Annotated in this window: 18 protein-coding genes, 1 rRNA gene and 1 riboswitch (1 of these 20 cut by a window edge); of the genes, 8 read left to right on the top strand and 11 right to left on the bottom strand. The window is 64.5% G+C overall.

Annotated features, from left to right (window positions below; translation table 11 throughout):
- Positions 1-7 precede the first annotated feature (7 nt).
- The gene (locus CI41S_RS06705; protein ID WP_172627962.1) at positions 8-1,630 is read right to left on the bottom strand and encodes a winged helix-turn-helix domain-containing tetratricopeptide repeat protein; all 1,623 of its coding nucleotides are present in this window, start codon (positions 1,628-1,630) and stop codon (positions 8-10) included.
- Positions 1,631-1,779: 149 nt separating this feature from the next.
- Here CI41S_RS06705 and CI41S_RS06700 point away from each other — a divergent pair, with 149 nt between their 5' ends.
- A complete protein-coding gene (locus tag CI41S_RS06700) occupies positions 1,780-2,016 on the top strand; it encodes a DUF1127 domain-containing protein (RefSeq protein WP_139486733.1) in 237 nt (78 codons plus the stop codon).
- A gap of 28 nt (positions 2,017-2,044) precedes the next feature.
- Here CI41S_RS06700 and CI41S_RS06695 read toward each other — a convergent pair whose 3' ends face one another.
- From CI41S_RS06695 to CI41S_RS06685, 3 genes are all read right to left on the bottom strand, one after another.
- The gene (locus CI41S_RS06695) at positions 2,045-2,983 is read right to left on the bottom strand and encodes a prephenate/arogenate dehydrogenase family protein (RefSeq protein ID WP_139857912.1); all 939 of its coding nucleotides are present in this window, start codon (positions 2,981-2,983) and stop codon (positions 2,045-2,047) included.
- An 8-nt stretch (positions 2,984-2,991) separates the two neighbouring features.
- Positions 2,992-4,089, bottom strand: a complete 1,098-nt coding sequence (hisC, locus tag CI41S_RS06690) for a histidinol-phosphate transaminase (RefSeq protein ID WP_139857911.1) — start codon at positions 4,087-4,089, stop codon at positions 2,992-2,994.
- 88 nt (positions 4,090-4,177) lie between these two features.
- A complete protein-coding gene (locus tag CI41S_RS06685; RefSeq protein ID WP_139857910.1) occupies positions 4,178-5,026 on the bottom strand; it encodes a chorismate mutase in 849 nt (282 codons plus the stop codon).
- Between the two features lie 189 nt (positions 5,027-5,215).
- A riboswitch (SAM riboswitch) is annotated at positions 5,216-5,295 on the top strand.
- 83 nt (positions 5,296-5,378) lie between these two features.
- Here CI41S_RS06685 and metX point away from each other — a divergent pair.
- Both metX and metW read left to right on the top strand, forming a co-directional pair.
- Positions 5,379-6,587, top strand: a complete 1,209-nt coding sequence (gene metX, locus CI41S_RS06680; protein WP_139857909.1) for a homoserine O-acetyltransferase MetX — start codon at positions 5,379-5,381, stop codon at positions 6,585-6,587.
- Positions 6,584-7,249 (top strand): methionine biosynthesis protein MetW, encoded by a 666-nt coding sequence (gene metW / locus CI41S_RS06675; RefSeq protein WP_139486728.1) that lies wholly within the window; start codon positions 6,584-6,586, stop codon positions 7,247-7,249. Before metX ends, metW begins: the two co-directional genes overlap by 4 nt.
- Positions 7,250-7,382: 133 nt before the next feature.
- On the opposite strand, the gene CI41S_RS06670 is transcribed toward metW, so the two are convergent.
- A complete protein-coding gene (locus tag CI41S_RS06670) occupies positions 7,383-8,255 on the bottom strand; it encodes an alpha/beta fold hydrolase (RefSeq protein WP_139857908.1) in 873 nt (290 codons plus the stop codon).
- 231 nt (positions 8,256-8,486) lie between these two features.
- On the opposite strand from CI41S_RS06670, the gene CI41S_RS06665 reads away from it, so the two are divergent.
- Complete coding sequence (locus CI41S_RS06665; RefSeq protein WP_139857907.1) at positions 8,487-9,188, top strand: TIGR02594 family protein; 702 nt, start codon at positions 8,487-8,489, stop codon at positions 9,186-9,188.
- 41 nt (positions 9,189-9,229) lie between these two features.
- Here CI41S_RS06665 and CI41S_RS06660 read toward each other — a convergent pair whose 3' ends face one another.
- Positions 9,230-9,997: an MOSC domain-containing protein gene (locus CI41S_RS06660; RefSeq protein WP_139857906.1), complete on the bottom strand. Its 768-nt coding sequence runs from the start codon at positions 9,995-9,997 to the stop codon at positions 9,230-9,232.
- A gap of 68 nt (positions 9,998-10,065) precedes the next feature.
- A complete protein-coding gene (locus CI41S_RS06655; protein WP_139857905.1) occupies positions 10,066-10,581 on the bottom strand; it encodes a GNAT family N-acetyltransferase in 516 nt (171 codons plus the stop codon).
- Between the two features lie 58 nt (positions 10,582-10,639).
- Here CI41S_RS06655 and CI41S_RS06650 point away from each other — a divergent pair, with 58 nt between their 5' ends.
- A complete protein-coding gene (locus CI41S_RS06650) occupies positions 10,640-11,206 on the top strand; it encodes a helix-turn-helix domain-containing protein (protein WP_139857904.1) in 567 nt (188 codons plus the stop codon).
- Positions 11,207-11,397: 191 nt separating this feature from the next.
- The gene (gene clpB, locus CI41S_RS06645; protein ID WP_139857903.1) at positions 11,398-14,037 is read left to right on the top strand and encodes an ATP-dependent chaperone ClpB; all 2,640 of its coding nucleotides are present in this window, start codon (positions 11,398-11,400) and stop codon (positions 14,035-14,037) included.
- A 26-nt stretch (positions 14,038-14,063) separates the two neighbouring features.
- Here the strand turns inward: clpB and nuoI are convergent, their stop codons facing one another.
- Entirely contained in the window at positions 14,064-14,552 is a 489-nt protein-coding gene (nuoI, locus tag CI41S_RS06640) for an NADH-quinone oxidoreductase subunit NuoI (RefSeq protein ID WP_139486721.1), read from the bottom strand.
- Positions 14,553-14,909: 357 nt separating this feature from the next.
- On the opposite strand from nuoI, the gene CI41S_RS06635 reads away from it, so the two are divergent.
- Positions 14,910-15,344 carry a hypothetical protein gene (locus CI41S_RS06635; RefSeq protein ID WP_139857902.1) on the top strand — a complete coding sequence of 145 codons (435 nt, stop codon included), beginning with the start codon at positions 14,910-14,912 and terminating at the stop codon, positions 15,342-15,344.
- Between the two features lie 15 nt (positions 15,345-15,359).
- Here the strand turns inward: CI41S_RS06635 and CI41S_RS06630 are convergent, their stop codons facing one another.
- The 3 genes from CI41S_RS06630 to CI41S_RS06620 form a co-directional block, all read right to left on the bottom strand.
- Positions 15,360-15,632 (bottom strand): hypothetical protein, encoded by a 273-nt coding sequence (locus CI41S_RS06630; protein WP_139486719.1) that lies wholly within the window; start codon positions 15,630-15,632, stop codon positions 15,360-15,362.
- 79 nt (positions 15,633-15,711) lie between these two features.
- Entirely contained in the window at positions 15,712-16,101 is a 390-nt protein-coding gene (locus CI41S_RS06625) for an SPW repeat protein (protein ID WP_372482625.1), read from the bottom strand.
- A gap of 179 nt (positions 16,102-16,280) precedes the next feature.
- Positions 16,281-18,347 (bottom strand): M23 family metallopeptidase, encoded by a 2,067-nt coding sequence (locus CI41S_RS06620; RefSeq protein WP_139857901.1) that lies wholly within the window; start codon positions 18,345-18,347, stop codon positions 16,281-16,283.
- A 1,006-nt stretch (positions 18,348-19,353) separates the two neighbouring features.
- Here CI41S_RS06620 and CI41S_RS06615 point away from each other — a divergent pair.
- Positions 19,354-20,672, top strand: a 16S ribosomal RNA gene (locus CI41S_RS06615); it runs 170 nt beyond the window's last position.

Below are 20,672 nucleotides of genomic sequence, written 5' to 3'. Positions count from 1 at the left end.
CCCTTCGTCAGCCCTCCGGAACCGCCGCCATGCGCAAGCCCTGATAGCTTCGTTCGCGCCCCGCCAGATGTTTCGGGTGGTCGCTCAGCGCGTTGGCGCGGTAGTTGCGAATGGTGAAGGTTGGATCGAGCACCAGTCCGGCTTGTGCGGCAGCCCGCGCCTCGTCCAGTGCGCCGAGCTGCGCCAGCGCGGCGGCGAGATGAAAATGCGCCAGTGGAAAATTGCGGTTGGTCCCGATGCTCTGCCTCAGCCAGGCCACGGCCCTTGTGTCGTCGCCACGCCAAAACATCGCGGTACCCGCAAACATCATCCAGCGGTGGGCGTAGAAGTCGCGCGGAGAGAGGCGCAGCGCCGTCCTGATGTGGTCCTCGGTCTCCTCGCCGCGGCCGAGAAAGCCTTTGGCGACACCGATGCCGGCATGGGCCGTCGTCAAGCTGGCATCCAGCGCCAGTGTTTGCTCGCATTCGGCGATACCCTGCTCCACGCGCCTCGTATAGATGTGCGTGTAGCCGAGCACAGCGAGCACCATCGCGTGGTCCGGATCGATCGACTGAGCCTTGAGCAAGGTCCTCTCCGCTGCCGCGAACGGCACGGTTCGGTCGTCGGTGAAGAAATTGGCGGCGATGTTGAAGTCGATGCTCGCGGTGCCCAGCAGCCCGCTGACATTGTCCGGATCGAACGCCAGAGCTTGTTCAAAGAAGCCGCGTGCTTGCGCCAAGTGCTCCCTGGTCAGCCCCTTGTACATGCAGGCCCTGCCCTGGAACAGCAGATCGGTCACGCTCGGGTGCTGAGCGCGCGCCGCCCGCCGCGCCTCGGCTTCGATCATCTGGGCGTTGAGTGTCGCGGCAAGCCGGGAGACGATCTCGTCCTGCATCTCGAACAGGTCCGTGACCGGCCTGTCGAAGCGTTCCGCCCACAGATAATTGCCGGTTTCGGCATCGATCAATTGGGCGTTGACCCGGAGCCGCCCGTTGGCCCGCTGGGTCGAGCCGCCGAATACGTAACGGACGTTCAGTTCGCGGCCGATCTGCTTGATGTCGACCGCCTTGCCTTTGAACGTAAATGCGGTGTGTCGTCCGATCACGAACGACCCGCGGATGCGCGACAGGTCCGTGGTCAGGCTCTCTGTGACGCCGTCGACAAAGTAGTCCTGCTCCGGATCGGCGCTGAGATTGGCGAACGGCAGCACGATGATCGAGAGGGGAGGCGGTGAAGGCCGGTTCGTTGTCGACGCGCCATTGTGCGCCGCTGGATCGGGCGCATGCCCGTTGCCATGTTCCGGCACCGCGTCGCTTCGCTCGCCGACCGTCGCCGCTCCAGCGATTTCCCGCACCTTGCCGACGAAGCGAAAACCCTTGCGCGGCAGCGTCTTGATCAGGACCTGCTTCTGGCCGGAATCGCCGATCGCATGTCGGGCGGCGTTGATGCGGGTCGTCACGGCCGCGTCGGAGACGACGCGCCCGTTCCAGATGACGCCAATCAGGTCGTCCTTGCTGACGACGCGTTCCCGGTTCTGGATCAGGTAGACGAGCAGGTCGAAAACCTGCGGGGTGATCGAAACCACATCGGTCCCGCGTTGCAGCTCACGCCGCTCGGTATCGAACGTGCAATCCTCGAAGAGATAGCGCAATTTGCCATTCCTTCTCAGGGCTCTCCCGAACACCGCGGGAGCCGGAAGAATAAGCTGCCGGTAATGAAAATGTAAGCTGGCCATTAAGCGCGCCTTCGCCTGCTGCGCCAATCTGGTCTGGTCAACCCATCAGACCGGGTAGTACCACAATGAGCAGGATCTACGGGACTACCGAGCCTGTACCGGCCGCGACGAGGCGGCCGGTCTACAGTCCGCTCGAGGTGTATTGGGAAGCATTCCAGGAATGGCGCAAGCGCGCGAGGCTGCGACGCCAGCTGTGCCAGTTGAGCGACAGCGAGCTGATCGACATCGGCATCACGCGCGGTGAGATCGACTACGTCGCCTCGCACCCATCGATCGACCCGACCGGCTGCCGCTCGCGCTGACGCGCGGCGCTGGGCGAGAGCCGCGTGCTTAGCCCGGCTTCTTCAAATTCGCATGCGGGCGGCCGAAGTCGGGGGCGGCGGAATCCTGGCCGGTCTCGACGATGCCGCGGCGGATGGCGCGGGTGCGGGTGAAATGGTCGAACAGCGCCTCGCCGTCGCCGCGCCGGATCGCGCGGGTGAGCTTCGACAGATCCTCGTTGAAGGTGCCGAGCATCTCCAGCACGGCCTCCTTGTTGGCGAGGAACACGTCGCGCCACATCGTCGGGTCGGAGGCCGCAATGCGGGTGAAGTCGCGAAAACCGCCGGCGGAGAATTTGATCACCTCGGATTCCGTCACCTGCGCCAACTCGTCGGCGGTGCCGACGATGGTGTAGGCGATCAGATGCGGCAGATGGCTGGTGATCGCGAGCACGAGGTCATGATGATCCGGCGTCATGATCTCGACCTTGGCGCCGAGCGCGGCCCAGAACGCGCGCAGCCGCTCGGTCGCGGCCGGATCGGTGCCCTCCGGCGGCGTCAGGATGCACCAGCGGTTGATGAACAGCTCGGCGAAGCCGGAGTCCGGCCCGGAATGCTCGGTGCCGGCCACCGGATGCGCCGGCACGAAGTGCACGCCGCCGGGCAGATGCGGCGCCATGTCCCGCGCCACTGCGCCCTTCACCGAGCCGACGTCGGAGATGATGGCGCCCGGCTTCAGATGGGCGGCGATCTCGGCCGCGACCGGGCCGCAGGCGCCGACCGGGATGCAGAGGATGATGAGATCGGCATCCTTCACCGCCTCGACATTGGTGGCGACGACCTTGTCGACGATGCCGAGCTCGGCGACGCGGGTTCGCGTCTTCTCGGAGCGCGCGGTGGTGACGATCTCGCCGACCAGGCCCTGTGCGCGGGCGCCGCGCGCGATCGAGCCGCCGATCAGGCCGAAGCCGATCAGCGCGATGCGGTTGAACAGTGGAGCCGTGGTCACGTCAGCGTTCACTTTCCGGCCAGGAAGTCGCGCAGCCCTTCGACCACGAGACGGTTGGCCTCCTCGGTGCCGACCGTCATGCGCAGCGCATGCGGCAGCTTGTAATTCTTCAGCGCCCGCAGCACGAGGCCGCGCCGGGTCAGGTAAGGGTCGGCCTCTTCCGCAGTCTTGCCCTTGTCGGTGGGGAAGTGGATCAGCACGAAGTTGGCGACGCTCGGCGTCACCTTGAGCCCGAGCTTGCCGATCTCCTCGGTCAGCCAGTTGCGCCACTGCTCGGTGTGCGTCTTCGACATCTGCGCATGTGCGGAGTCCTCGATCGCCGCCACCGCCGCCAGCATCGCCGGCGTCGAGACGTTGAAGGGACCGCGGATGCGGTTGCAGGCGTCGATGATGTGCGCGGGTCCGAACATCCAGCCGATCCGCAGCGCCGCCAGGCCATGTATCTTCGAGAAAGTGTGCGTGACGACGGTGTTGTCTGACGTCGCGACCAGCTCGATGCCGAACTCGTAGTCGTTGCGCGAGACATAGTCGGCATAGGCGGCGTCGAGCACCAGCAGCACATGCGGCGGCAGGCTGGCGCGCAGCCGCTTGACTTCGTCGAACGGCAGATAGGTGCCGGTCGGGTTGTTCGGGTTGGCGAGCCAGACCAGTTTTGTGCGCGGCGTCACCACCTTGAGGATGGCGTCGACGTCGGCGGTGAAGTTGGTTTCGGCCGCGATGACGTTCTTGGCGCCGTTCGCCATGGTCGCGATCGGGTAGACCAGGAAGCCGTGGGTGGTCGAGATCGCCTCGTCGCCGGGGGCGAGATAGGTGTGCGCCAAGAGGTTGAGGATCTCGTCGGAGCCGGCGCCGCAGATGATGCGGTCGGGATCGAGCCCGTAGACGCGGCCGATCGCCTCGCGCAGCACCCGCGAGGAGCCTTCCGGATAATCCTCGAGATGGTCGGCCGCCGCCTTGTAGGCCGCGATTGCCTTCGGCGACGGGCCGAACGGGGTCTCGTTGGCCGACAGCTTGAACACCTTGCGGCCCGGTTCCGGCGTCGGAGCCTTGCCCGGCGTGTAGGGCGCAATATCGAGAATGCCGGGGTTCGGCACGGGGCGGGACATCGTCAACTCCGAATAGCGCGTCTTCCAGCGAAGGGGGTTACCGGTTCGCCTCAGGAAAACGCCTCAAGCAATAATCTGGGCGGGCGGCTCAACCCTTGGCCGACCCGTTGGAAGGCACCGTATAGCGCGTTGCGTGGCTGCCGACGAGGGCCGACGAGCGGACCGAGGCGCCGGCCTTGATCAGGGCCGTCTTCACGGTCTCGAAGCCGGTGCCGGTGATCGAGACCAGCAGCGCTGCGCCGTCGAAGGCGGTGTCGGGCACCGCAACGATTTCGGCGAGCGGCGCCACCGCGCGGGCGACGTCGGCGGTCCAGCCCGAGACGCGCACGCTCCAGGTCTGCACCTCTGTCACCATGGCGTCGTCGGCCACCCGCGAGATCACGAACACCGGCAGCGCCGCCGGATGGTCGGCGCGCTCCAGGAACGGCAGCCGCGCGATGATCTTCGGCGCGCCGTCGGCTTCCAGCGCATTCCACCACGGCGTTCGGCTGGCGATCGCCGAGACCAGCGCGAGGTCGCCTTTCGACTTCGCCGCCGCCTCGACCGCGGCTTGCGCGCTGAAATGCGACACGTAGGGCACCACGAAGCCGAAGTGGAAGCGCGCCGAGTCGCGCATCGCGGACTCGCCGACCGAGACATCGGCATGCACCGCGAACGGCGCCTGGACGTAGGTGAAGGTCGAGATGATGACGCGCCAGATGCTCTCAATGGTGTCGAGCGGCAGGATGCCGCGATGCCGCCGCACCAGCTCGCGCATCATGCTGGCCTCGCGCGCCGGGCGGAACGCCGAGCCGACCTCCTGGGTCTTCTTGACCTGGATCAGGCGGTCGATGATGTCGCCGCGCGCCATCAACAGGCGGTGAACCTGCTCGTCGATCGCATCGATCTCCTTGCGCAGCTCGGCCAGCGAAGGCGGCGACGGGGGTGGGTTGGACATCGGAAAAACCTTGTTTGTCCGGGCGGGCTTGATGTGGCCGCGGACAGGTCCCTGATTAGGAAAGACGGACGCCGAAAGCAAAGAGAAACCTCGCAAATGAGCCGTTTGCGGTTCAGCCCTGCGCAATCGGTTAACCATCGGGCCGGCACGGCGGCTGGCTTGACGACGGGGGGCCCGAGGACTAGTTTCCCGCTACTCCGTGGTCATTTGAGCCGGCCGGCTTGCAGCCACGTTAAATAACTCGCTAAACAGGCCGGGGACAGATCGCTCCCGGCCGAACCTATGTTCAGGCCGGGTTTTTTATGGCCTGATTTCTGTTCGAGGCCTCCCGCGCGGAGGCAGGGTCGCCTACATGAGCAACGTGCGTCCGATACTCAGTCCCACGGCCCAGAGCGAAGATCGCGCGCATGAGGCCGATCATCCGTCGTCGCTGGTGGCGAAGTTCGGCATCGACCAGCCGCTCAAGCTCGATTGCGGCGTCGACCTCGCACCGTTCCAGATCGCCTACCAGACCTATGGCGAGCTCAACGCCGACCGCTCCAACGCGATCCTGATCTGCCACGCGCTGACCGGCGATCAGCATGTCAACAACACCCATCCGGTCACCGGCAAGCCGGGCTGGTGGGACACCATGGTCGGGGTGGGCAAGCCGCTCGATCCCGAAAAATACTTCATCATCTGCTCCAACGTGATCGGCGGCTGCATGGGCTCGACCGGGCCGGCCTCGATCAACCCTGCCACGGGCAAGATGTGGGGGCTCGAATTCCCCGTGATCACCATCCCCGACATGGTGCGCGCACAGGCGATGCTGATCGATCGGCTCGGCATCGCCACGCTGTTCTGCGTGGTCGGCGGCTCGATGGGCGGCATGCAGGTGCTGCAATGGACCGCGGCCTATCCGGAGCGCGTGTTCTGCGCGCTGCCGATCGCCTGCGCGACGCGGCATTCGGCGCAGAACATCGCGTTCCATGAGCTCGGACGGCAGGCCGTGATGGCCGATCCGGACTGGCGCGGCGGCCGTTATGTCGACGAGGACACCCATCCGCATCGCGGGCTCGCGGTGGCGCGGATGGCCGCGCACATCACCTATCTCTCGGACGCCGCGCTGCATCGCAAGTTCGGCCGCAGGATGCAGGATCGCGAGCTGCCGACCTTCTCGTTCGACGCGGATTTCCAGGTCGAGAGCTATCTGCGCTACCAGGGCTCGTCGTTCGTCGAGCGCTTCGACGCCAATTCCTATCTCTACCTGACCCGCGCGATGGATTATTTCGACATCGCCGCCGACCACAACGGCGTGCTGGCGAACGCCTTCACCGGCATCAAGACGCGGTTCTGCGTGGTCTCCTTCACCAGCGACTGGCTGTTTCCGACTTCGGAATCGCGCGCGCTGGTGCACGCGCTGAATGCGTCGAGCGCGCGGGTGTCGTTCGCCGAGATCGAGACCGATCGTGGCCACGACGCCTTCCTGCTCGACGTCCCGGAATTCTTCGAAATTTCCCGCGCCTTCCTGCAGGCCGCAGGCAAGGCCCGCGGGCTCAACGACGGCGACGTGCAGTCATGACCATGCAGCAGACCTTGCCCCTGCCGGGCGTCGCGCCGGAGCGGACCGGCGGCCATCGCACTGACCATCTCCTGGTCGCCGACATGGTGCGGCCGGGCTCGCGCGTGCTCGACGTCGGCTGCGGCGACGGCGAGTTGCTGCAGCTCTTGGAGAGCCGCGGCATCGACGGCCGCGGCATCGAGCTGTCGCGCGAGGGCGTCAATGGCTGCGTCGCCAAGGGGCTCGCGGTGGTGCAGGGCGACGCCGACACCGACCTCGTGAATTATCCCGACGACGCCTTCGACTACGTGATCCTGTCGCAGACCCTGCAGGCGACGCGGCAGCCGCGGGTGGTGCTGGAGAATCTGTTGCGCATCGGCCAGCGCGCCATCGTCTCGTTCCCGAATTTCGGGTTCTGGAAGATGCGGCTGCAGCTTCTGATCGGCGGCCACATGCCGCGCACGGAAAACCTGCCGGCGACCTGGTACGACACGCCGAACATCCATTTCTGCACCATCAAGGATTTCGTGCAGCTCTGCGACGAGATCAACGTCAAGATGGAGCGCGCGGTCGCGCTCGATCTCTACGGCCGCCCGGTGCCGCTCAACCTGCCGTGGTGGGTCTGGAACATGTTCGGCGAGCAGGGCGTGTTTTTGCTGAGCCGCGGCGGCACGGGGAAGTAGCCAAAACCGTCATTGCGAGGAGGAGAGCGACGAAGCAATCCACCCCTCCGCGTATGCGGACGCATGGATTGCTTCGCGGCGCCTGTCATCGGGCGCGCGTTCGCGCGACCCGTTGGCTCGCAATGACGGTTTCTCACACCGGCGCGGCCACCAGCGACCGCGGATCGCGCACCGGCCAGCGGCCGGCCTCGACCAGCGCGATGAAGCGCTCCACCATCTCGTTGAACAGCGCCGGCTCCTCGAGATTGAGCACGTGGCCCGACTTCGGGAAGAACGCGAGCCCCGCGGCCGGCAGATGCTGCTTCAGGAACAGGCTCGGCGCGATGCAATTGTCGTCCTCGTCGCCGCACAGGATCAGCGCCGGCGTCGGCACGCGGCGAATGGCGTCGGTCATGGTGTAGATCGAGGGCCGGCCGCCCTGGAAGCTGCGCATCGTGTTGGCCGAGCCCTTGGCATCATGTCGGGCCAGCGCGGCGTAGAAGTCGGCATGGCCGCGCGGGTCCTTCAGCAGGAAGGGAATCCGACTCGGCGCCTCGCGCGTCAGCTTGGCGACCTCGACCGAGCCGATCGCCTCATATTGCTCGGCGTTGGCGCGGCATTGCGCGCGGAAGGCGTCGAGGTTCTCCAGGTTGGAGCCGGAGCCGACCGCGGCGAGCGTCATCGACAGCGCGCGCTCCGGCGCGTTGAGGCCGATCTGCAGCGACGAGTAGGAGCCCATCGAGAGCCCGACGAAATGCGCCTGCGCGATTTCGAGGTGGTCGAGCACCGCCAGCGCATCGGTGTAGAAGTGCTTGTAGGTGTAGACGTCGGCGCTCAGTGGCACGTCCGATGGCGTATAGCCGCGCGCGGAATAGGCGATGCAGCGGTGCCCGCGCGAGAAGTAGCGCAGCTGCGGCTCCCAATTGGTGTGGTCAGCCGCGAACTCGTGCAGGAAAATGATCGGGGTTCCGCTGCCGGCTTCCTCGAAATAGAGGCGGACATTATCGTTCGTGATGGCGTGGGGCATTGAACGATCCTCTCGTGGGCCGCCGCCAGATTTGCAGTTAATTTCCGCGGCTGCAATGCGACAGTTCTCGTCCGCTTTTGCCTCCGAAATTGCGCGGAATGACCCAGAAATCGATCCCGCAGTGCCGCATGAAATCTTCCTCTCGCCACATCCCGATTTTCAAAACCACCGCCGCGTTCCCGGAGGGAACGCGATGGGGATCGGGGGGTACTACAGAGGACCTGATAAGGAATGATTCAGTTGCTTGCGTATCGCCAGTCGCTTCGTGTTTTGGCGCTGGCTCTGTGCTCGTTCACTCTCGCCGTCGTCTCCGCCGCTCCGGCGTCCGCCCGTCCCCGTCATTCGCATCACGCGCATTCGGCTCATGCCGGCGATCACGCGCGACATTACGCGCATCGTCACTCTCGCCACGCCACGCGGCTGTCGCGCGCGGACCGCAGGGCGGCCCAGAGGCAGTCCGAGGATGTCGCCGAGGCCAATACGCCCTTCTCGTCGCGCACGCGCATCGTGTCTCACGCCGACGTCGTGCCCAACACCGGCGGGGTGACCTTCGAAAACAGCTTCAGCACCGCGAGCAGCAGCTTCGGCTCGTCGACCCTCGTGATGGAGGCGCGCCGTTACCTGGGCGGCAACCCGACCGACCGCCGCAGCCTGTGGTGCGCGCGCTTCATGAACATGGTGCTGCAGCATACCGGCCATCGCGGCACCGGCTCCGACATGGCGGCCTCGTTCGCCAAATACGGTCAGCGCATCTCCGGCCCGCAGGTCGGCGCCATCGCCGTGATGGGCCGCCGCGGCGGCGGCCATGTCGGCATCATCACCGGCATCGATGCCAAGGGCAATCCGATCATGATCTCGGGCAACAACGGCAACCGCGTCCGCGAGGCGCCGGTCTCGCGCGGCCGGATCTACACCTATGTGATGCCGAACTGAGGCATCGCATGATGGGTGGGCACGCGCCCCGCGCTGCCCACCTACGCGATGGTATCGCCGACGGCGGCCTCGCCGTCGGTGATGATCTCGGCGTAGATGCCGCATTCATTGTGGCCGAGCCGCTGCATCAGCGTGTTCGGGACCACGAGGTCGCGGACGCCGGTGTCGGGATCGACATTGACCGCGGCGCAGCGGGTGATGCGCTTCACCACCTGGGCCCGCGCGCTTCCGATCGCAATGGTCTGGTCGAGCAGGGTGGCTTCATGCCAGGCCGGCCAGCCCTCGACATAGAGGTTGGCGCGGAAGCGCAGCGGATGGACCGGCGCCTGCACCATATTCTCGATGGCGCGCAGGCTCGCCAGATTGATGATCGAGACCACCTTGCGGGGCACGTCGGAAAAGCTGTGCCCCGGGCTCGTCAGCACTTTTGGCGGCCCCTTGATCCGGTCCGGATGATGGACGGCAAAGTAGCGCTCGATCGCGGCGCGCCCCGCTTCGGTCTCAAGGTCGCCCTGGGCCAGCATCGCGCCATCCCGGTGCAGCGTCAGCACGTGGCTGTCGTCGTCGAAATGGGCGCGTAGCGGCGCCAGCCATTCGTCCCGCTGCAGCATCAGGAAATGCGGCTTGGCCAGCCATTTCGGCGCGGCCGGGTCAAAACCGCTCGGGCCGTTCTCGATCGCATAGCGGCGGTCGGAGCGAAGCGTCTGGCCGGTCTTCAGTTCGGCGCGGGGCAGGGGCTCGGGAGTGAGGCCCTTGACGGGATAGCGGTAGATGCCGGTGATTTTTGCGGAGGCGTGCGTCTGTTCCATGCGCCCGCTCTAGCCTGTTTGGCGCGCGAGGAGAACTGTCAGCACGCCATAGCAGTCAACTTTGGCGGTCAATCGCCGCGGGCGGCGCCGGGCGTGTCGAGAACACGCTGCATGAAGACGAGATCAAGCCAACGGCCGAACTTGCGTCCGACCTCCGGCATCCGGGCGACCTCGACAAAGCCCGCCTGCGCATGCAGCCGCAGTGAGGCATGGTTGCCGCCGTCGATGCCGGCGATCATGATGTGCTTGCCCAGCGCCCTCGCGGCGATCACCAGTTCGTCGATGATGACGCGACCGAGCCCGCGGCCGCGATGATCGGCATGGATGTAGACGCTGTGCTCGACGCTGTAGCGATAGCCGGGGAAAGCCCGGAAATCGCCGAACGTGCCGTAGCCAAGCACCGTCGGTCCTTCCGCGGCGACCAGCACCGGATAACCCAGCGCCTGCCGCGCCGTCATCCAGGCGAGCCGCTCGGCGTCGGAATCCTGCTTCTCCGTCCAGATCGCGTTCGAGTTGACGACCGCCTCATTGAAGATCGCGGTGATCGCGGGAACGTCCTGTTCCGTGGCTGGGCGGATGACCATGCGGGCTCTCCTTCAAAAATCTCTTGAATCGACCCTATCGTCTACTATATAAGACGTTATGTCAATTATAGAGGACAAGGCGGACGCAGTCCTTGGGCGGCGTGTCCGTTCCGAACGGGAGGGCCGCGGCTGGTCGCTGGCGGAACTCGCCGGGCGGGCCGGCGTGTCCAAGGCCATGCTCAGCAAAATCGAGCGGGCCGAGGCGAGCCCGACGGCGGCAACGCTGTCGCGGATCGCCACGGCCTACGGCCTGACCATGGCCGCGCTGTTCGAGACGGGTGCGGGCGAAGGCGCGCGGCTGCAGCGGGCCAAGGATCAGCCGGTGTGGCGCGATCCGAAGGCGGCCTATCTGCGGCGGCAAGTGTTCCTGCACCCGGCCAATCCGCTGGAGCTGGTCGAGATCGAGCTGCCTGCGAAACAGGAGGCCGGCTTTCCCGCCAGCGCCTATCACCTGATCCGTCAGGTGGTCTGGGTCATCGACGGCCGCCTCGTCCTGATGGAGGGCGCGGTGCGCCACGAGCTCGCTGCGGGCGACCGCGTCGAGCTCGGTCCGCCGTCGGATATCGTCTTCCGTAACGAGAGTGCTCAGCCCTGCCGCTACCTTGTCGCCATCGTGCGGCGCTGAGCTTCATCGGGCGAAATCGCAGGCTGTGGCTCTTCCGTTTTGGAACCAAGTGCCCACATCTGCGGCAAGCCTGAAAAATGATGGCGACGACCAGAGGCTGGTTGAGGAACGTCAACGCGGCCCGCGGAAACCCAATGAAGATGCCGGAACCATGCCTGATTGGGTGGTGACGGCAGGCCGAGGGAAACGAAATGAACGTAGAGAAGTACACCGAGCGCGCGCGCGGATTCATCCAGTCTGCCCAGTCGCTCGCAATTCGCGATGGTCACCAGCAGTTTTCGCCGTTGCATCTGCTCAAGGTGCTGCTGGACGACAGCGAGGGGCTCGCCGGCGGTCTGATCGACCGCGCCGGGGGCAATTCCCGAGCAATCCTCAAAGCCACAGAAGATGCGCTGAACAAGCTGCCGAAAGTGTCGGGCAGCGGTGCCGGGCAGGTCTACCTGTCGCCGGAGCTGGCGCGCGCCTTCGATGCGGCGGAGAAAGCGGCCGATAAGGCCGGCGACAGCTTTGTCACCGTCGAGCGTCTCCTGCTCGGGCTCACGCTCGAGAAGGGCAGCGAGGCCGCGAGCATCCTGAGCAAGGGCGGCGTCACCGCGCAGAACCTGAACGCGGCGATCGAAGCGCTGCGCAAGGGCCGCACCGCCGACAGTGCGACTGCCGAGAACGCCTATGACGCGCTGAAGAAATATGGCCGCGACCTGACCCAGGCCGCGCGCGACGGCAAACTCGACCCGGTGATCGGCCGTGACGAGGAAATCCGCCGCACCATCCAGGTGCTGTCACGGCGGACCAAGAACAATCCCGTCCTGATCGGTGAGCCCGGCGTCGGCAAGACCGCCATCGTCGAGGGCCTGGCGCTGCGCATCCTCAACGGCGACGTGCCGGAGAGTTTGAAGGACAAGAAGCTGTTGTCGCTCGACATGGGCGCCCTGATTGCGGGTGCAAAATACCGTGGCGAGTTCGAGGAGCGGCTGAAGGCCGTGCTGCAGGAGGTCTCGTCCGCCGAGGGCGGCATCATCCTGTTCATCGACGAGATGCACACGCTGATCGGCGCCGGCAAGACTGACGGCGCGATGGACGCGTCCAACCTCTTGAAGCCCGCGCTCGCCCGCGGCGAGCTGCACTGCATCGGCGCGACCACGCTCGACGAGTACCAGAAGCATGTCGAGAAGGATGCCGCGCTGGCGCGCCGCTTCCAGCCGATCTATGTCAGCGAGCCGACGGTCGAGGATACCATCTCGATCCTGCGCGGCCTCAAGGACAAATACGAGCAGCATCACGGCGTGCGCATCACCGATTCCGCGCTGGTGGCCGCGACCACGCTGTCGAACCGCTACATCACCGACCGCTTCCTGCCGGACAAGGCCATCGACCTGATGGACGAGGCGGCGGCGCGGCTGAAGATGCAGGTCGATTCCAAGCCTGAGGAGCTGGATTCGCTGGATCGCGACATCATCCGGCTCAAGATCGAGCAGGAGGCGCTGAAGAAGGAGAGCGATGCCGGCTCGAAGAGCCGCCTGCAGACGCTGGAGAAGGAGCTCGCGGACCTCGAGGAGCGGTCGGCGGCGCTGACTGCGCGCTGGAGCGCGGAGAAGAGCAAACTCTCCAATGCGCAGAAGCTGAAGAGCGAGCTCGATGCACTTCGCGTTGAGCTCGCCAATGCGCAGCGTCGCGGCGAATTCCAGAAGGCAGGCGAGCTGGCCTATGGCCGGATCCCCGATCTGGAGAAGAAGCTCGCGGACGTCGAGGCGCGTGAGAATGGCGGCGAGATGATGGAGGAGGCGGTCACCGCCAACCACATCGCGCAGGTGGTCTCGCGCTGGACCGGCGTGCCGGTCGACAAGATGCTGGAGGGCGAGAAGGACAAGCTGCTGCGCATGGAGGAGCAGCTGGCCAAGCGCGTCGTCGGTCAGGCCGAGGCCGTGCATGCGGTGGCAACAGCGGTGCGCCGCGCCCGCGCCGGCCTGCAGGACCCGAACCGGCCGACCGGCTCGTTCATGTTCCTGGGGCCCACCGGCGTCGGCAAGACCGAGCTGACAAAAGCGCTCGCCGCTGACCTGTTCAACGACGAGACCGCGATGGTTCGCCTCGACATGTCCGAGTTCATGGAGAAGCACTCGGTCTCGCGGCTGATCGGCGCGCCTCCCGGCTATGTCGGCTACGACGAGGGCGGGGCGCTGACCGAAGCGGTGCGGCGCCGGCCCTACCAGGTCGTGCTGTTCGACGAGATCGAGAAGGCGCATCCCGACGTCTTCAACGTGCTGCTGCAGGTGCTCGACGACGGCCGCCTGACCGATGGTCAGGGCCGCACCGTCGACTTCCGCAACACACTGATCATCATGACCTCGAACCTCGGTTCGGACTTTTTGGTGAACCAGCCGGAGGGCGAGGACACTGCTGCTGTTCGTGACCAGGTGATGGGCGTCGTGCGGGCGCATTTCAGGCCGGAATTCCTGAACCGCATCGACGAGATCATCTTGTTCCACCGCCTGCAGCGGAGCGAGATGGGCCGCATCGTCGAGATCCAGTTCGCGCGGCTGACCAGGCTGCTCGAGGATCGCAAGATCGAGCTCGAGCTCGACGCCAAGGCGCGCGATTGGCTCGCGGAAAAAGGCTGGGATCCGGCTTATGGTGCCCGCCCGCTGAAGCGCGTGATCCAGCGCAGCGTGCAGGATCCGCTCGCCGAGATGATTTTGGCGGGCGAAGTCAAGGACGGCGATCGTGTCGCGATCTCGGTCAAGGGCAACGTGCTGACCTTCAATGGTCGGGTGCCGAACACCGCTGAGATCGTGCAGTTCGAGGCCCCGGTCCCGAAGCGCAAGCTGAACTGAGCTCAGCTAACCAATCTGGATGCGGCCTAGCGATAGGGCGCATCCAGCGCCAGGTTGGCGGCGATCGCGCGCTCCCAGCGGTCGCCATTGGCGAGCAGTTTCCCCTTGTCGTAGTAGAGCTCCTCGCGTGTCTCGCTGGCGAATTCGAAATTCGGTCCCTCGACGATGGCGTCGACCGGGCAGGCTTCCTGGCACAATCCGCAGTAGATGCATTTGTGCATGTCGATGTCGTAGCGCGTGGCACGGCGGGTGCCATCGTTGTTGCGCGGTCCCGCCTCGATCGTGATCGCCAGTGCCGGGCAGATCGCCTCGCACAATTTGCAGGCGATGCAGCGCTCCTCGCCGTTCGGATAGCGGCGCAGCGCGTGCTCGCCGCGAAAGCGGGGCGACAGCGCGTTTTTCTCGAACGGATAGTTCAGGGTCGGCTTTGGCCGGAAGAAGTAGCGCATCGCAAGGCCAAAGGCGGAGACGAACTCTGCCAGCAGCAGAGCTCGCGTTGCTGAGTCAACTGTCATGTCGCTTTCCCGACGGCGGCGCGGCGCGACCCTTCGTTGAGTCGTCACGCGGCTTGCTTCACGGACTCTCGTTGGCGTGACAAACCAAGGCGCGCCTGCGGCGGCATCGCTGATCCTGTTGATCCGGTCTGTCCCTTGAGGGGCCCAATGTCGGCTAACCAACCGGTGTGTCGGCGCGGTCGTTCCTAATCCGCGGCCCGATTTAATGAAACTGCCGTCGGATGCCGTTCGTTTCACCCCGATGATCGGCTGGCGTGGCCCGGTGCCTGCCTGGCGCAGAACAGTCAGTGTTCGCATCGCTTCTTCGCACCGCTGCACCAAGCCTACCGCCGGTCCCCATGGAAAAAAGCGAATCTCATGAATAGAGAACCCATCGCCCATAACCGGCCCGTCTATATCGCGCATAACCGGCCCGTCTATGACGAGCTTCATCCCCGCGTCTACGGCGTAGCCGTCGGTCTGGTCGCGTGGTTCGCGCTGGCGGCCTGGATATTGTTCGACCGTCAGGACGACGTCGAATTGTCGCTGATGTTCGTCAGCGTATTGCTGTTCGTCGCCGTGCTCTTGCCGTGGCTGCTATCGCTGGTCTGGCAACGATACGACGATCGGCATGACCGGCATGCGCGAGCCGTTCCGTTCCGCGAGTGGCGGACGGCCGAATTCGCCGTCTGGGGCAGCACGATCAACAGCACGCATGCCACGATCGACATGCTGCTTCCGCTCGCGTCGGTCGCATTCGGGCTGACTGCGATCGGGATCGTCTTCCTGATCTGCGCGAGCCTTGCGCCGTAACGGCATCGGGCGGCGTCACTCCTGCGGCGCGGTGGGCGGACTCGGAGCGCCGGGAACGTCATCCTCGTCGCCCGGCTCGAGTTCGGACAGGATGTCCACCAGCTCGCGCGCCCGCCCGGTGGCCAGCGGCTTGCCGGCGTTCATCAGCGGCTCGTCATTGGCAAGCCAGGCCTGCGCCTCGGCAAGCTCGGTCACGGTTGCCCCCGACGCGATGATCCTGGCGATGGTGACGTCGTCGGCGTCGCCGACGGCTTTCAGCACGTCGTCGCGGGTGAGGCGAGTCGTCATGGCGCGTAACCCTCTCGATAAAGCACAATGATCTCCCTGCCCGCGGCCGATGCGGGCAAGGAGATAGGCGTTTGATGGCTCAGCTGTGCGTCGTGAGCCGAGGCGGATGCTGCGACATCATCCAAAGCTCGATCGCGGCAAGGATCGCGACGGCAGCACCGATCGCCACATGCACGGTCATCGCGCTGGTGCCGTGGAAGCCCAGGACCCATGGCGAGACCAGGGTCCAAAGCCCGACGACCAGATTCAGCCACTCTTCCCAGACCGCGAAAGCCGCGAGCGCGGCGATCGCAAGCACTGCGATGACGAGGCCGGCGATGTGGGCATTGGTGGAAACCGCGCCGTCGTCGAACTTGAACAGCCATGGCGACAGGAAAAGAATCGCGCCAAGGGCCAAGTTCGCGACGTCGCACAGCTTTGCGTTCGTCCAGTTGGTCCAGTTCGTCCAGTTCTCCATGATTTCCTCCATTGGAGGATTCGCTTGCAAATCAACTGGATGACTGGGATCCGGGTTCCCGCTTCCGGACATGAAATTTGATGGAACCCGCGGATCGCGGGGCCGGTTGGGCGGCAAAGTGCTGATCGCCACCGGTGGCGTCGGGGGCTGTGCAGGCGGGAGCTTCCGGCCTGCGCGGGAGGGACGCGTGATCAGCGGTTGCTGATCGAGCGTGTCTGCGAGGTGCTGCTGGTGGCGTCGGAGACGATGCGCGCGCCGCCGCGGCTGCTCATCTGGGCATCGATCGCATCGCGGGCCTTCTCGAACGATGCCAGCATCGGGCCTTCGAGCGAGCGGCCGCGCGGCAGTTTCACGCGCATCGGATCGACGAAGCGGCCGTTGACCAGGATTTCGTAGTGCACGTGCGGACCGGTCGATTGTCCGGTCGAGCCGACGAAGCCGATCACCTGGCCCTGGCGCACCTTCTTGCCGACCTCCATGCCCTTGGCGAAGGCCGACATGTGGCCGTAGGCGGTCTCGTAGCCGTTGGCGTGCTTGATGCGGATGTATTTGCCGTAACCGCCTTCGGGGCCGATCTTCTCGATCATGCCGTTGCCGGAGGCGAAGATCGGCGTGCCGTAGGCGGTGGCCCAGTCGACGCCGGTGTGCATCTTCACATAGCCGAGGATCGGATGGCGGCGGCCGCCGAAGCCCGAGCGCATGATCGCGTTGTTGACCGGCTTGCGCACCAGGAATTTCTTCGCGCTCTTGCCGGTCTCGTCGTAGAAGTCGACCAGGCCATCGTCGGAACTCTGGAAGCGGTAGTATTTCTTGGTTTCACCGCCGACCGTCAGCGAGGCGAACAGCACTTCGGTCTTTTCGGTGTTGGTCGTGCCTTCGTCCTCGCCGGCATAGAACACGTCGAAGGAATCGCCGGGCTGCACCTTGCGCTGGAAGTCTACGTCGTAGGAGTAGATCTTGACCATGTCCTCGATCACGGTCGGCGGCACCTTGTTGCGCAGCGCGGTCTCGTAAATGCTCTGGTAGAGCCGCACGCCGCTGCCGTCATCCTCGTCATCGTCGCTGGAATTGTCGGCGGTGTCGGTGACGGTGTTCAGGCTCTGCACGTCGACGGCGACGTATTTGCCGATGTCGGACAGCGCGGCCACCGCTTCGATCACGGAATCGTTGGCGACGACGACCCGATAGGGCTGCAGCCTGACGCCCGGTCCGGGTGCGGCCGGCGCCATCAGGATCCGCACCTTCTGGCCTTCCTTCAGTCCGCCGTCGCGGCCGCGCGGGCCGAGCATTGCGGCAATCGCCCGGGCTTCGTCGGCCGTCGCACCCTGGTCGCGCAGGATCGAGGTGACGGTGTCGCCCTTCCTGACGATGTGCACCCGTTCGCCGACCGGATTGCCGCCGGTGACCTGCTCCTTGGTCTTCGGCAAGAGGGTGACGTTCTCCGGCACCACGCGGGTCTCGAAGCCCGCATAGGGATCGGAAACGTTGCCCTCGGTGGCATAGGCGAGCTTCATGTCGGGGCCGGCGGCGCCGGTCGCATCCGCCGTGGCGTTGGCCAGCGTGTAGCGCACCGAGGCGCCGGAGCCGCGCCAGTTGGCGGCGTCGCGCACCCGCATCAGGATGTCGTCGAGCGCGACCACGACGGCGAGCTTCGCCTTCGGCAGCACGGATCCGAGATCCTTGGTGACGAAGGAGACCTCGGCGTCGGGCTCGACCGCCTCGGGATTGTTGGGATCTTCGGCCGCGGCCGGGGTGTCGGAGCCGACATCGGCCAGCAGGCGCTGCGCGTTGAACGCGGGAATCTTGGCCGACAAATCGCTCGTGGTCATCGAGAGATTGCCGGAAATGCGAACAAACGGCCTGACCCGCATCACGTCGCGGTTGCCGACGCGGGTCGCGGTGGAGACGCGGATCACGCTGCGGGAGGCCGAGGATTCACTCGGCGGCGGTAGGCGATCGCCCTTGTGCAGGCTGACGACGCGGTCATTGCCGGTGAAGGCGCCGCGCAGCGCGCCCTCGACCCGCTCCGGCACCTTCGCGAAGGTCATCTCGCCGTCGAGCGAGGCAAACACGGCGCCGCCGATCAGGGCCGCGCCGCACAGACCGGTCAGGATGGTGCCGCTGAACCATTGTACGGAGACACGGCGGCGATCGATCACCGCGGCCTCGGTGCCGTCGACCGAAAGCGGCGGCTCGTGACCGAGATCGATCATCCCGGTCTCGCGCCCATAGCTTCCGCGTGACGCCCGTTGGCTCAACCCTGTGTCCCCCCAAATTCCACCAACATGCGATCGACCTTTGCTCGTCCTGTCTCGCCGTCATCCTCTTGCAAGAGGAATACGGCAGCCTGGCGAGCCATACGCGTCGAAGTCCGGGAGACGATGGGCCATCAGCGAGGCCGCGATCTCGAACATCAACGGGTGTGTAGATCTCTCGATATTGCTCGGCCGTGAAGGGAAGAGGCGACGGGTTTGTGGAGAGATCGCCTGTTTCCCCCAATAAACCGCCCTAGCCCCCAACTGGTTCGAGCGGTTCAGTGCATACGTATAGCGAGAACGTCGCAGGATTGTGGCTCAAGTGCGGCATTCCAGATGGAAAAGCTTCCTGAAGCGGGCTCGCCTGCGGCCTCGCCTGGCGAGGCCTGGAACCCCGATCCGGGGCGCCTCACGGGGTCCCCGCCCGCAAACTTTTTTTCAGATTTTTTACCACGCGCGTTGCGCGTACCAATTTTACCTCTCACCTAAGCCTCAGAAAGTACGAATACTTTTTCGCACTGCACAAGCGATTTCGGCGTGCGACGATTTGTTGACAATGGCCGTTGACAATCCCGAGGGGCCGGGACTATAACCCAACCACTGAGCGCGGCGCCGCCGGGTCACTGACCGAGGCGAGCGAACGCGCCACTGATGCTCCTCACTTCGATGAGTGACACAACAACCGACACAAGTCGGTTGAAGTTCACCGTCGGCCGCTGAGGGGTAGAACCACCCTCTAAGGGTGTGGGGTCGTCCGATCCCGGGCTGTTTGACAAGTGAAGATGAAGAAAGAGAAACGTGGACGGCGGAGTCCTTGCGTCTCTCGGAATACTTGAAAGCTTCGGCTTTTGACTTTCTGAGAGAGGACGAAAGACTTCGGCGGTACACGTTTTAAAGGTTACACCATCGTTGCCAGCGATGTGAATCGTAGGCAGCTCGTCGACTTCGGTCGATGAAGAATGGTGGGACCTCGTCAAACGTTGTGATCAGCCGGTTCAAAGTTCAAGTCCAACTTGAGAGTTTGATCCTGGCTCAGAGCGAACGCTGGCGGCAGGCTTAACACATGCAAGTCGAGCGGGCGTAGCAATACGTCAGCGGCAGACGGGTGAGTAACGCGTGGGAACGTACCTTTTGGTTCGGAACAACTGAGGGAAACTTCAGCTAATACCGGATAAGCCCTTACGGGGAAAGATTTATCGCCGAAAGATCGGCCCGCGTCTGATTAGCTAGTTGGTGAGGTAATGGCTCACCAAGGCGACGATCAGTAGCTGGTCTGAGAGGATGATCAGCCACATTGGGACTGAGACACGGCCCAAACTCCTACGGGAGGCAGCAGTGGGGAATATTGGACAATGGGGGCAACCCTGATCCAGCCATGCCGCGTGAGTGATGAAGGCCCTAGGGTTGTAAAGCTCTTTTGTGCGGGAAGATAATGACGGTACCGCAAGAATAAGCCCCGGCTAACTTCGTGCCAGCAGCCGCGGTAATACGAAGGGGGCTAGCGTTGCTCGGAATCACTGGGCGTAAAGGGTGCGTAGGCGGGTCTTTAAGTCAGGGGTGAAATCCTGGAGCTCAACTCCAGAACTGCCTTTGATACTGAAGATCTTGAGTTCGGGAGAGGTGAGTGGAACTGCGAGTGTAGAGGTGAAATTCGTAGATATTCGCAAGAACACCAGTGGCGAAGGCGGCTCACTGGCCCGATACTGACGCTGAGGCACGAAAGCGTGGGGAGCAAACAGGATTAGATACCCTGGTAGTCCACGCCGTAAACGATGAATGCCAGCCGTTAGTGGGTTTACTCACTAGTGGCGCAGCTAACGCTTTAAGCATTCCGCCTGGGGAGTACGGTCGCAAGATTAAAACTCAAAGGAATTGACGGGGGCCCGCACAAGCGGTGGAGCATGTGGTTTAATTCGACGCAACGCGCAGAACCTTACCAGCCCTTGACATCCCGGTCGCGGACTCCAGAGACGGAGTTCTTCAGTTCGGCTGGACCGGAGACAGGTGCTGCATGGCTGTCGTCAGCTCGTGTCGTGAGATGTTGGGTTAAGTCCCGCAACGAGCGCAACCCCCGTCCTTAGTTGCTACCATTTAGTTGAGCACTCTAAGGAGACTGCCGGTGATAAGCCGCGAGGAAGGTGGGGATGACGTCAAGTCCTCATGGCCCTTACGGGCTGGGCTACACACGTGCTACAATGGCGGTGACAATGGGATGCTAAGGGGCGACCCTTCGCAAATCTCAAAAAGCCGTCTCAGTTCGGATTGGGCTCTGCAACTCGAGCCCATGAAGTTGGAATCGCTAGTAATCGTGGATCAGCACGCCACGGT

The organism is Bradyrhizobium ivorense (genome assembly GCF_900696085.1).
In the GTDB taxonomy this organism is placed as follows: domain Bacteria; phylum Pseudomonadota; class Alphaproteobacteria; order Rhizobiales; family Xanthobacteraceae; genus Bradyrhizobium; species Bradyrhizobium ivorense.
The sequence above is the reverse complement of the archived record's forward strand: the minus strand, read 5'-3'. Positions and strand labels throughout refer to the sequence as shown.

Bases quoted from the DNA above. Each gene is read 5' to 3' on its own strand.
- CI41S_RS06700 (WP_139486733.1), top strand. From the start codon at position 1,780: ATGAGCAGGATCTACGGGACTACCGAGCCTGTACCGGCCGCGACGAGG.
- hisC (WP_139857911.1), bottom strand. From the start codon at position 4,089: ATGTCCCGCCCCGTGCCGAACCCCGGCATTCTCGATATTGCGCCCTAC.
- CI41S_RS06685 (WP_139857910.1), bottom strand. From the start codon at position 5,026: ATGTCCAACCCACCCCCGTCGCCGCCTTCGCTGGCCGAGCTGCGCAAG.
- metX (WP_139857909.1), top strand. From the start codon at position 5,379: ATGAGCAACGTGCGTCCGATACTCAGTCCCACGGCCCAGAGCGAAGAT.
- metW (WP_139486728.1), top strand. From the start codon at position 6,584: ATGACCATGCAGCAGACCTTGCCCCTGCCGGGCGTCGCGCCGGAGCGG.
- CI41S_RS06670 (WP_139857908.1), bottom strand. From the start codon at position 8,255: ATGCCCCACGCCATCACGAACGATAATGTCCGCCTCTATTTCGAGGAA.
- CI41S_RS06665 (WP_139857907.1), top strand. From the start codon at position 8,487: ATGATTCAGTTGCTTGCGTATCGCCAGTCGCTTCGTGTTTTGGCGCTG.
- CI41S_RS06660 (WP_139857906.1), bottom strand. From the start codon at position 9,997: ATGGAACAGACGCACGCCTCCGCAAAAATCACCGGCATCTACCGCTAT.
- CI41S_RS06655 (WP_139857905.1), bottom strand. From the start codon at position 10,581: ATGGTCATCCGCCCAGCCACGGAACAGGACGTTCCCGCGATCACCGCG.
- CI41S_RS06650 (WP_139857904.1), top strand. From the start codon at position 10,640: ATGTCAATTATAGAGGACAAGGCGGACGCAGTCCTTGGGCGGCGTGTC.
- clpB (WP_139857903.1), top strand. From the start codon at position 11,398: ATGAACGTAGAGAAGTACACCGAGCGCGCGCGCGGATTCATCCAGTCT.
- nuoI (WP_139486721.1), bottom strand. From the start codon at position 14,552: ATGACAGTTGACTCAGCAACGCGAGCTCTGCTGCTGGCAGAGTTCGTC.
- CI41S_RS06635 (WP_139857902.1), top strand. From the start codon at position 14,910: ATGAATAGAGAACCCATCGCCCATAACCGGCCCGTCTATATCGCGCAT.
- CI41S_RS06630 (WP_139486719.1), bottom strand. From the start codon at position 15,632: ATGACGACTCGCCTCACCCGCGACGACGTGCTGAAAGCCGTCGGCGAC.
- CI41S_RS06625 (WP_372482625.1), bottom strand. From the start codon at position 16,101: ATGGAGGAAATCATGGAGAACTGGACGAACTGGACCAACTGGACGAAC.